11 protein-coding genes are annotated in these 10,154 nt (G+C 59.6%); 1 reads left to right on the top strand and 10 read right to left on the bottom strand.

The window, feature by feature from the left end; genetic code table 11:
• Positions 1-150: 150 nt before the first annotated feature.
• The 3 genes from GVK32_RS29585 to norV form a co-directional block, all read right to left on the bottom strand.
• Entirely contained in the window at positions 151-330 is a 180-nt protein-coding gene (locus tag GVK32_RS29585) for a hypothetical protein (RefSeq protein ID WP_368667467.1), read from the bottom strand.
• A 439-nt stretch (positions 331-769) separates the two neighbouring features.
• Positions 770-1,903 (bottom strand): NADH:flavorubredoxin reductase NorW, encoded by a 1,134-nt coding sequence (gene norW, locus GVK32_RS27790; protein WP_159874035.1) that lies wholly within the window; start codon positions 1,901-1,903, stop codon positions 770-772.
• Positions 1,900-3,345, bottom strand: coding sequence for an anaerobic nitric oxide reductase flavorubredoxin (norV, locus tag GVK32_RS27785; RefSeq protein ID WP_159874037.1), 1,446 nt, complete (start codon positions 3,343-3,345; stop codon positions 1,900-1,902). Before norV ends, norW begins: the two co-directional genes overlap by 4 nt.
• A gap of 188 nt (positions 3,346-3,533) precedes the next feature.
• Between norV and norR the strand changes: the two genes are divergently transcribed.
• Entirely contained in the window at positions 3,534-5,078 is a 1,545-nt protein-coding gene (norR, locus tag GVK32_RS27780) for a nitric oxide reductase transcriptional regulator NorR (RefSeq protein ID WP_159874039.1), read from the top strand.
• Here norR and gutQ read toward each other — a convergent pair.
• From gutQ to srlA, 7 genes are all read right to left on the bottom strand, one after another.
• The gene (gutQ, locus tag GVK32_RS27775; RefSeq protein ID WP_159874041.1) at positions 5,041-6,006 is read right to left on the bottom strand and encodes an arabinose-5-phosphate isomerase GutQ; all 966 of its coding nucleotides are present in this window, start codon (positions 6,004-6,006) and stop codon (positions 5,041-5,043) included. The genes norR and gutQ overlap by 38 nt on opposite strands.
• Positions 5,999-6,772: a DNA-binding transcriptional repressor gene (locus tag GVK32_RS27770; protein ID WP_159874043.1), complete on the bottom strand. Its 774-nt coding sequence runs from the start codon at positions 6,770-6,772 to the stop codon at positions 5,999-6,001. Before GVK32_RS27770 ends, gutQ begins: the two co-directional genes overlap by 8 nt.
• A gap of 68 nt (positions 6,773-6,840) precedes the next feature.
• Positions 6,841-7,200, bottom strand: coding sequence for a transcriptional regulator GutM (gutM, locus tag GVK32_RS27765; RefSeq protein ID WP_159874045.1), 360 nt, complete (start codon positions 7,198-7,200; stop codon positions 6,841-6,843).
• Between the two features lie 64 nt (positions 7,201-7,264).
• Positions 7,265-8,044, bottom strand: coding sequence for a sorbitol-6-phosphate dehydrogenase (gene srlD / locus GVK32_RS27760; RefSeq protein ID WP_128877372.1), 780 nt, complete (start codon positions 8,042-8,044; stop codon positions 7,265-7,267).
• A 17-nt stretch (positions 8,045-8,061) separates the two neighbouring features.
• The gene (gene srlB, locus GVK32_RS27755) at positions 8,062-8,424 is read right to left on the bottom strand and encodes a PTS glucitol/sorbitol transporter subunit IIA (RefSeq protein WP_095098406.1); all 363 of its coding nucleotides are present in this window, start codon (positions 8,422-8,424) and stop codon (positions 8,062-8,064) included.
• A gap of 13 nt (positions 8,425-8,437) precedes the next feature.
• Positions 8,438-9,403 carry a PTS glucitol/sorbitol transporter subunit IIB gene (locus GVK32_RS27750; protein ID WP_159874047.1) on the bottom strand — a complete coding sequence of 322 codons (966 nt, stop codon included), beginning with the start codon at positions 9,401-9,403 and terminating at the stop codon, positions 8,438-8,440.
• On the bottom strand, positions 9,400-9,963 hold the full coding sequence (gene srlA, locus GVK32_RS27745; protein ID WP_076946057.1) for a PTS glucitol/sorbitol transporter subunit IIC: 564 nt from the start codon (positions 9,961-9,963) through the stop codon (positions 9,400-9,402). Before srlA ends, GVK32_RS27750 begins: the two co-directional genes overlap by 4 nt.
• Positions 9,964-10,154: the final 191 nt, after the last annotated feature.

The following is a 10,154-nucleotide window of genomic DNA, read 5'->3' as shown; positions in this document are numbered from 1 at the left end:
GCTAAATCGATCCCGACAACTTTTATCGAGTTCATGATGTTGTTCCTCTGCGAATAGACATTCAGCATAAGTGTGGCAGAACTTAGGCTGGGAAGGGGCGTCCATCACATCACCTCTGGTTAAGAGTTTACTCACTTAGTCGCATGTCCACTATATCGCGGGTAGGATCACGGAACCCCATCTGAGATAGCGCCATTCATGGCGTTCCCTGGCATCAGCGGCTTCAATAGCGGGGTCAGCGGTTTTTCTTTTCCTGGTCCGGAATTCATCAATTACCCACAGGATGAGAATAACGATAATGAGGGTTTTCTGAAGAAGGGGATTATCCACAAAGAGGGACTCCTGCCTGCTCGCTGATAAAGGCAGAATAGGTGAACCCCCTTCACTTAATCGCCACTAAATGTAGGGGTAAAATTAATTTTCATCCTGAATAATTTTGCAGTAATTCTGTCCATGGCTGGCCAGGCCTTCAGGCGAGCGTAAGTCTGCAGGGTACTCTGAACCTTTCACACACGTCTTTTTGCGTTAGCCCATTCACTTTGCGAAACCAGGGAGCAATGGACGCAATTGGTTGAGCATTGTTACCAGATAAACATTAGAAAGCAGGGGCGCAGATAGCATCCTGGCCGTATACGATGGTGATGGTGTTGAGAGAGTGGCCGGATATACGAACGCAATATCCCCCCGTTACACAACCAAAGAGAGGGGTTGTATAACGGGGGGTATCCATACACGGGCAAGGCGCTGACGTCGCGACCCGGGAAAGCGCTTAGCTCACCAGCTGCTTCAGCAGGGCAAAGGCCTCTTTCATTCGGTCTTCGCTGACCACAAAGGCGCGCAGCCGGTTTTCCGCATCCACGCCTTTAGCCACCAGGCCGTCGTTGGCGGCCACGATATTCCACGTCAGGTCTTCGCGCCGCGTATCTCCGGCCAGATGTAGCGGGAGATCCGGGGTTTTCACCTTCACCAGCATCGGCGGCAGCTTCAGCTCGCCCGTCTGCTCCAGCAGATTTTTGCTCAGGCACATGGCGCTGAGCAAAATAGGCTGCAGGAACGGCAGCACCATGCCGTTAATTTCGGCGCAGTCGCCGAGGGCAAAAATTGCCGGATGGCTGCTGCGCAGGCGGCTATCGACCACCACGCCGCGGTTAATCTCAAGGCCTGCCCGACGCGCCAGGGCGGTTTCCGGGCGCAGGCCGGCGGCGGCAACCACCGCGTCCACGGTCACGCTGCGCTGGCGATCGACGGTTACGCGGATGCCCTCAGCGGTTTGCTCCAGCCCTTCGAGCTGGGTTTTCAGCATCAGGTGCACGCCCATATCGGTTAACCGATGCTGCAGGCGGCTGCTGGCCTCCGGCGGCATCAGCGCCGACAGCACGCTGGCGGAATTGTCGACCACCGTCACCGCTTTGCCGGCGCGGCAGAAATCCATCGCCAGCTCGCAGCCAATCAGCCCGCCGCCGACGATCAGCACGCGCCGCGCGTCGTGGAGACGGGTTTGGGCGGCGCCGTATTCCCGCTGGCTGTTGAGGGTGAGCATCAGCTCGCGTCCCGGCACCGGCGGAATAAACGGCGCGGCGCCGGTCGCCAGCACCAGTTTGTCGTAGCGCCACTCGCGATCCTGACTTTTGACCACCTTGGCCTCGGCGTCGATATCGCTCACCCGGACGTGGGGGAACAGGCGCAGATTATACTGTTCGGCAAACTCCCCGGCGGTTTGCAGGGTCAGATCCTCGGCATTCTGACCGCGGCTGATGACGTGGCTGAGATCCGGTTTGTTGTACTCGTCCATGCTGTCGGCGGCGATCAGCGTCAGCGGGATCTGCGGGTCCTGCTTACGAATATTTTTTACCAGCTGGCGGGCCGCGAAGCCCGAGCCGATGATGACGATGCCATCACTCATATTGCCTCCGTTGCCAGAACGTCAAAGACATCTTTGCCGAGAGAACACTCCGGGCACAGGAAGTTATCCGGTACGTCGCTCCACGGGGTGCCAGGCTGGACGTCCTGGTTCGGTTCGCCTTTCGCCGGATCGTAGATCCACTGGCACACGCTGCACTGCATTGACGGGCCGAGGTCGGCCGCGGCTGTCGCGGCGCAGGCGCTCTGCTCAGCCGACGCTTTTTTATCAGCGCTGGCCGGCAGCGGGGAGAGGGCCCACTGGCGGGCGATTTCGCGACCGTGCTCGCGGCAAATTTCCAGCGCATCCAGGTCCGGGCGCCATTTCGCCTTCAGGCTCAGGGACATTTCAAAGCCGGCATCCTGCAGGCGGGTAGAGAGGCGGTCCACCGCGCCGCCGCTCCAGCCGTGGGAGCCAAAGGCGCTGGCGCGCTTGTTGCGAAAACGCAGGCCGGTCATCTCCTCCACCAGGCCGGCGATTTTCGGCATCATGACGTTGTTCATGGTCGAGGTGCCCACCAGCACGCCTTTTGAGCGGAAGACGTTAGTCAGAATTTCGTTTTTGTCGCTGCGGGCAACGTTAAAGATTTTCACCGCCACGCGCGGGTCGATATCGGTGATGCCCTGGGCGATAGCGTCGGCCATCATGCGGGTGTTGTTGGACATGGTGTCGTAGAAAATGGTGATGCGGTCTTCCTGATAATCCGCCGCCCATTTCAGGTACAGCTCGACGATTTGCGTCGGGTTGTCGCGCCATACCACGCCGTGGGAGGTGGCGATCATATCCACCGGCAGGTTGAATCCGAGGATCTCGGTAATTTTCGGCGTCACCAGGCGGCTGAACGGCGTCAGGATATTGGCGTAGTAGCGTTGGCACTGTTCGAACAGCTCGGTCTGATCCACTTCGTCGTTGAACAGGTGTTCGTCGCAGTAGTGCTGGCCGAAGGCGTCGTTGCTGAACAGTACCGCGTCGCCGGTCATGTAGGTCATCATGCTATCCGGCCAGTGCAGCATCGGGGTTTCCACGAAGATCAGCTGCTTACCGTTGCCGAGATCGAGGCTGTCGCCGGTTTTCACCACGTTGAAGTTCCACTCCGGGTGATGGTGGTGGCCGGTGATGGAGTCGATGGCGTTGGCGGTGCAGTAAATCGGGGTGTCCGGGATCGAGTTCATCAGCTCGGTCAGCGCCCCGGCGTGGTCCTCTTCCGCATGGTTAATCACGATGTAGTCGATATCGGCGAGGTCGATTTCGCTGCGCAGGTTCTGTACGAATTCGCGGCTGAATTTATGATCCACGGTATCAATCAGGACGTTCTTTTCTTCACGAATGAGATAGCTGTTGTAGCTGCTGCCGCGCAGCGTTTTATATTCAGTTCCGTGGAAATCACGCACTTCCCAGTCGCGTTGGCCAACCCAATGAATGTTATTTTTAACCAGAATAGACATAGCAACCTCAATTAATTCAGCGTTTTCAAAATAAGATGTTTTTCTTATATCAAGTTGCGTGCCAACATTTTTAATGTGTTGATTTTACTTTATTTATTATTTTTTGCTAAAAGCATTGATGTCAAAATGACAATGGTTAGAATAGTCGTTATGACTATTTTTATTGTCAAAATGACAGTGAGGCAGCAATGAGCTTTTCCGTAGAGGCGCTGGCGAAAATCGCCATTGATTTGCAAAGCGATATCGGCCACGCCGACCGCTTCCCGCGCCTGATTACCACTCTGCGGCAGATCCTCGGCTGCGATGCCTCGGCGCTGCTGCGCTATGAGGCGCACCAGTTTGTGCCGCTGGCGATCGACGGCCTCGCCCAGGATGTGCTGGGGCGGCGCTTTTCCCTCGAAGGGCATCCGCGCCTGGAGGCGATCGCCCGCGCCGGCGACGTGGTGCGCTTCCCGGCGGATAGCGACCTGCCGGACCCTTATGACGGGCTGATCCCCGGCCAGGAAAGCCTCAAGGTTCACGCCTGCGTAGGGCTGCCGCTGTTCGCCGGGCAGACGCTGATCGGCGCGCTGACCCTCGACGGCATGGACGCCGACCGCTTTGACAGCTTCAGCGATGAGGAGCTGCGGCTGATTGCCGCGCTGGTGGCGGGGGCGCTCAACAATGCGCTGCTGATCGCCCGCCTGGAGAACCAGAACGTGCTGCCGGAGCCGAGTGCGAGCTACCCGGCCGCCGACCGCCAGGAGATTATCGGCCTTTCGGCGCCGATGCTGCAGCTGAAAAAGGAGATTGATATCGTCGCGGCATCGGATCTCAACGTGCTGATTGACGGTGAAACCGGCACCGGCAAGGAGCTGGTGGCGAAAGCGGTGCATCAGGGCTCGCCGCGCGCCGCCAATCCGCTGGTCTATCTTAACTGCGCGGCGCTGCCGGAAAGCGTTGCCGAGAGCGAGCTGTTTGGCCACGTCAAAGGGGCGTTTACCGGGGCTATCAGCAACCGCAGCGGCAAGTTTGAAATGGCCGATAACGGCACGCTGTTCCTCGATGAAATTGGCGAGCTGTCGCTGGCGCTGCAGGCGAAGTTGCTGCGCGTGCTGCAGTACGGCGACATTCAGCGCGTCGGGGACGATCGCAGCCTGCGGGTGGATGTGCGGGTGCTGGCGGCCACCAACCGCGACCTGCGCCAGGAGGTGGTCGAAGGGCGCTTTCGCGCCGATCTCTATCACCGGCTGAGCGTCTTTCCGCTGTCGGTGCCGGCGCTGCGCGAGCGGGACCAGGACGTGGTGCTGCTGGCGGGCTATTTCTGCGAGCAGTGCCGCCTGCGGATGGGGCTGGGGCAGGTGGTGTTAAGTAGCGCCGCGCGGGCAAGGCTGAGCGCCTGGCCGTGGCCGGGCAACGTCCGCGAGCTGGAGCATGCGATTCATCGCGCGGTGGTGCTGGCGCGGGCGACCCAGGCGGGTGATGACATCGTGCTGGAGCCGCAGCACTTCCAGTTTACCGGCGACGCGCCGAACCTGCCGAGCGCCGCGCCGCTGGCGCCGACGCAGGCGATAAACCTGCGCGAGGCGACGGAGGCGTTCCAGCGCGAGGCGATCGCCCGGGCGCTGGCGGAGAATAACCGCAGCTGGGCGGCGGCGGCCCGGGCGCTGGCGCTGGACGTCGCCAACCTGCATCGGCTGGCGAAGCGTCTGGGGCTTAAAGAATCCCGGCCTGATAAAAGTTCTGCAGGTTAATCGCGCCGACCAGCTGGCCGCGCTCATCCACTACCGGGGCGGCGCTGATTTTGTGCTTCATCAGGCGCTCTTTGGCTTCAACCGCGCGGCTTTGGTCCTGCAGCGTCACGCCGTTTCGGGTCATTGCGCGGCTGACGGTATCCTCAAGGGTGCCGCCGCCCACCAGCCAGCGGCGCAGGTCGCCGTCGGTGAATACGCCCTCGACGCGGTTTTGCGCATCGCACACCGCCACCAGCCCCAGCCCGGTGCGGCTGAGTTCGAGCATGGCGGCCATCACGCTGGCGGTGACGTCAACGCGCGGCACCTCCTCGTCGCGACGCATCAGATGGTGGACTTTATTCAGCAGCCGCGCGCCGAGCGCGCCGGCCGGATGCGAGCGGGCAAAATCTTCTTCATTGAAGCCGCGGGCCTGCATGACCGCCATCGCCAGCGCGTCGCCGAGCATCAGCGTGTTGACGGTGCTGGAGGTCGGGGCGAGGTGCATCGGACAGGCTTCGCGCTCTACGGCAATATCCAGCACCGCCCTGGCCGCCAGCGCCAGCGGGGATTTTGATTTGCCGGTCATCGCCAGCAGGGGAATCGATTTTTCTTCCAGCCGGGGCACGATCAGGTCGAGCTCCTTCGCCCCGCCGGAATAGGAGATAAAGAGCATCACGTCGCGGCCGTCGAGCATCCCCAGATCGCCGTGCAGCGCTTCCGCCGGGTGGACAAAAAACGCCGGCGTGCCGGTGCTGGCAAAGGTGGCGGCCAGCTTTTTGCCGATATGACCTGATTTACCGATGCCGGAAACAATCAGTTTACCCTCGCAGTGGATGATGGTTTCCGCCGCGCGAATGAAGTCGTCGCCCAGGCGTTCAGGCAGGCGGCTCGCCTCCTGGAGCTCCAGCAGCAGGGTCTGGCGTCCGGCTTCTAACAGAAAGTTACTCATGATCTTCTCCAGTAATAATCACTTTGATGCCTTGCTCTTCCAGCGCCCGCTGGAACGTCGGGTCGATACCGGCATCGGTAATCAGCATATCCACGCTTTCAAGGCCGCAGACGATGTTTGGGCTCTTACGGCCAAATTTCGATGAGTCGGCCATCAGGATCACTTCCCTGGCGGCATTGCACATCGCTTTGCTGACGGTATAAACCTCGTTGAAGGTGGTAACGCCGGCGTTCAGATCGATGCCATCGGTACCCATAAACAGCTTATCGAAGCTGAACTGCTCGAAGGCATTCTCCGCCAGCTGCCCGTGAAAGGAAGCTGATTTTTTGCGAAAGGTGCCGCCGGGCATCAGGATCGTTTGTTCATTATCAAGCTCAGAGAGGGCGTTGACGATATGCAGGCTGTTGGTCATGACGGTGATGTTATTGAAGCGGCTGAGCAGGGGCACCATCTGCAGCACCGTACTGCCGGCATCGAGGATGATCGAGTCGCCGTCGTGGATGAAGCGCACGGCGGCCTCGGCGATGCGCGCCTTCTTGGTGGTATTGATCAGCGTCTTATGATCGATAGGCGGGTCGCTTTCGTCTTTATTCAACACCACTCCGCCGTAGGTGCGAATGACGGTGCCGGCGTGTTCGAGAGTCACCAGATCCTTGCGGATCGTCGTGCCGGTGGTATCGAAGTGTTGCGCCAGCTCCTCGACCGAGCATTTACCCTGCGACTGCAGATGCTCAAGAATGGCGGCCTGTCGCTGACGTGGTTTCATAGCGGTTACATCCTGCGTTTAAAGTTTCGATATGATAATTTCGCAAGATATTTACTTTTACAACGAAATTATACATGTTTCGGTTTAAGCGCTAATGATAGTGCATTCCGACAGAGCGGATCATGGGGAAAGATCATATCCGGCTGCAATTCTTGCAAAAGTTTGCCGTCAAGCGCCGGGATTTTTTGCGGACGCGCGAAGACGGTCAGGCCCTTCATCAGCAGGGTGCCGCTGATGCGGTCGTGTTCATCAACCGCAATGGCGACGATGGCCCGCGGCTTGAAGCGGCCCGCTGAGCGTCCCACGCCGACGCGGCCCTGCTGACAGAGTTTATCGAACTCGCGGTTAAAGCGGCGGATCTGCCAGCCGCCGAAGGCGAGCTGGGCGATCCAGGCGATGGCGGCGACGGTGATTAATGCGCTAACCATAAAATCTCCTTAAGGCGTGGCGTCGGGAAGAACCCGGATCGCGGCGCGACCCGGGAACCGGCGGTTAAAACATCACCTGCCCGCCGGTGACGTTGATGGACTGCCCGGTGCAGTAAGAGGCCTGCGGGCTGGCGTAAAACATCAGTACGTTGAGAACATCCTGATAATCGCAGCCGCGCTTGAGCGGAACCTTGTCGACGTAGTACTGCTCGACCTGATCTTCGGCAATACCCAGCTTGTGGGCGTACTGCGGTAGCAGAGACTGGAACATCGGCGACTTCAGCAGGTTGCCGAGCATCAGCGCGTGCACGGTAATACCGTACTCCGCCAGATCCAGCGCCAGCGACTGGGTCAGCCCCACGCCGCCAAACTTCGCCGCGCTGTAGCCGGAATTATGCTTGCTGCCGACCTTGCCGGATTTAGAGTTGATCTGAATGATGCGTCCCTGAATGCCGTCGCGGATCATCAGCCGTGAAAACTCGCGGGCGCAGAGGAAGTAGCCCACCAGATTGACCTGCAGCGAGCGGTCGAAGTCGCCCAGCGTAAAGTCGCTGATAAAGGCCGCCCTGGCGATCCCGGCGCTGTAGACCAGCAGGTCCACGCGGGCGAATATCTCGTCCACGCCGCGGGCGAGCGCAACGACGCTGGCCTCGCTGGTCGCATCGGCGCCAAAACCGTACGCCGTCCCTTCGCCATACTCGGCGTTAATCGCTTGCGCCACGCGGGTGGCCTTATCGCTTTGAATATCCACCACCGCCACGCGATACCCCTGCGCGGCGAGGCCACGACACAGAAACTCACCTAAGGTTTGTCCTCCGCCGATGACAACAGCAACCTGACTCATAGTTCTCTCCTTACAGCTTAAGCAAAAAATTTCAGTACACAGCCGGGGGCGATTGCCTCCGGTACCGGGCCGGCCACGTGGACCGTCCCCGGAAACTCCGCCACGCGGTGGCCGTCGAAACGCAGCGTGATATGGCCCAGCTCGCGCAGATTCTGTTCCGCCACGTCGCCCACCGCGGTGACCGGGTAGCGCCGATCGCCCAGCTGGAGCTCCGCCCCCGGCGCCAGCGAGCCGACGAGCTCGCCGTGGTTGTGAATAAAGCAGTACTCTTCAATATCCGCCGGCGCGCCCTCGCGGAAGGTAATCAGCATCCGATCCTCAAGCGCCATCGTCGCGCTGGCGCCGATATGCGTAATGGTGGTCTGGTAAATCACGGTCATCTTCAGGAACCTCTTATTGGTAAATAAATCCGGAAACGAACCACGCGATCAGCACCGTTGGCGCGCCGGTCAGGAAGCGGCTGACCAGCACCGAAGGCACCCCGACGCGCACCGTCTCCTGACGAGCTTCGGCGAGCGACAGGCCGACCGGGATAAAGTCGCAGGCCGCCTGGGCGTTAATCGCAAACAGGGCGGGGAGGGCGAGATGCGGCGGAATATTACCGAGGCCAATCTGCACGCCGATCAGCACGCCGATAACCTGGGCGATAACCGCGCCAGGGCCGAGGAACGGCGACAGCAGCGGGAAGGAGCAGATCAGCGCCAGCGTCACCAGCCCCAGCGGATGGCTGGCGAGCGGCGCCAGGCCGTGGGCAATCCAGTCGCCAATGCCCGAGGCCATGATGATGCCGATCAGCGCCGAGACGAAGGCCATAAACGGCAGGATCGTTTTCAGCACCGTGTCGATGGTGTCGCGCCCGGCCTGGAACAGCACCGCCACCACGGAGCCCATTCCCATACCGACCTTGGCCAGCAGGCCGTCGCTCTGCTCGGTGATTTTTTTACTGGCATCGTAATCGCGACCCGCGGGCTGAAGCGGGGCCGGTTCGCCGGCGCCGTCAACGGGGTGAATATTCTCTTCCTTAACGCCTGAGACGTAGATGTCCTCAAGGATATATTGCGCCAGCGGCCCGGACTTGCCGGTGGCGTGGATATTGATGGTCGGAATACGCCGCTTCGGGTAGATGCCGCAGCGCAGGGTGCCGCCGCAGTCAATAATCGCCACGCCGATCTCGGCTTCCGGCGGTTCCCCCTCTTTAAATCCGTCCACGGCCTGCCAGCCGGTGAGCCGGGCGATCTTGTCGACGATGGCCGGGCGGGTTCCGGCGGTGATATAGACTATTTTTTTGCCTTCGACGGCGTCCAGCTCAAGCGGGCCGCCCCAGCCGCTGGCCCCTTTTTCAATACGAATACGCGTCATGATGCAGCTCCGGACAGATGCACTTTTTGTGCAAGCTGGATGGCCATTTTTTTCTCAAAAATGGAGGTTGTCAGGTCGGTCACCCAGCCGCGGAAGAAGTTGGTCACCAGACCAACCAGCAGATAGCTCACCGCCAGCGGCCCCAGCGGCAGGCCGAGGGTGGTTAAGCCGTTGGCGATCCCGAGATAGACAAATAGCTCGCCGGGGTTGATATGGGGAAACAGGCCGTTCATGGAGTGGCAGCTGTAGGAGGCCGCCGCGTAGTAGCTGGGCTTGTACTTCTCGGGCATAAAGCGCCCCAGGCTCAGGGTCATCGGGTTACAGAAAACGAACGTCCCGATACAAGGCAGCAGCAGGTAGCGGGAGACGGGATTCCCGGCGCAGCGCTGCGCCAGCTTTTCGATCCGTTGCTGGCCGATAAAGTTGATCAGCGCGTTCATGATAACCAGCAGACTGATCAGCAGAGGGAGGATCCCGGTAACCATACCGGTAAAGACCTCGCCCCCCTTCTGAAACAGGCCGATAAACCATTCGGCGCCGTGGGTAATAACTTCAATCATCATTCTCTCCTTTGTAGCGTTATTTTTCTTGCTAACTGGCAGCTGATTTTAATCACTTTGAAAGGTTTAAAAGTGTTAAATTGATCGCAAAACGAAAGATAAATATTTTAATTTGAAAGTTTATTGCCGATGAGATGAAAATTTAACCCTGCAAATTGGCCGGGAAGAGGATCTTCGGGCGGGGAGATAGG

This window comes from Klebsiella sp. 18074, assembly GCF_902705905.1.
Taxonomy (GTDB): Bacteria; Pseudomonadota; Gammaproteobacteria; order Enterobacterales; family Enterobacteriaceae; genus Klebsiella; species Klebsiella terrigena.
This window is presented reverse-complemented; position numbering and strand designations above follow the sequence as displayed.

Bases quoted from the DNA above. Each gene is read 5' to 3' on its own strand.
- norW (WP_159874035.1), bottom strand. From the start codon at position 1,903: ATGAGTGATGGCATCGTCATCATCGGCTCGGGCTTCGCGGCCCGCCAG.
- norV (WP_159874037.1), bottom strand. From the start codon at position 3,345: ATGTCTATTCTGGTTAAAAATAACATTCATTGGGTTGGCCAACGCGAC.
- norR (WP_159874039.1), top strand. From the start codon at position 3,534: ATGAGCTTTTCCGTAGAGGCGCTGGCGAAAATCGCCATTGATTTGCAA.
- gutQ (WP_159874041.1), bottom strand. From the start codon at position 6,006: ATGAGTAACTTTCTGTTAGAAGCCGGACGCCAGACCCTGCTGCTGGAG.
- GVK32_RS27770 (WP_159874043.1), bottom strand. From the start codon at position 6,772: ATGAAACCACGTCAGCGACAGGCCGCCATTCTTGAGCATCTGCAGTCG.
- gutM (WP_159874045.1), bottom strand. From the start codon at position 7,200: ATGGTTAGCGCATTAATCACCGTCGCCGCCATCGCCTGGATCGCCCAG.
- srlD (WP_128877372.1), bottom strand. From the start codon at position 8,044: ATGAGTCAGGTTGCTGTTGTCATCGGCGGAGGACAAACCTTAGGTGAG.
- srlB (WP_095098406.1), bottom strand. From the start codon at position 8,424: ATGACCGTGATTTACCAGACCACCATTACGCATATCGGCGCCAGCGCG.
- GVK32_RS27750 (WP_159874047.1), bottom strand. From the start codon at position 9,403: ATGACGCGTATTCGTATTGAAAAAGGGGCCAGCGGCTGGGGCGGCCCG.
- srlA (WP_076946057.1), bottom strand. From the start codon at position 9,963: ATGATTGAAGTTATTACCCACGGCGCCGAATGGTTTATCGGCCTGTTT.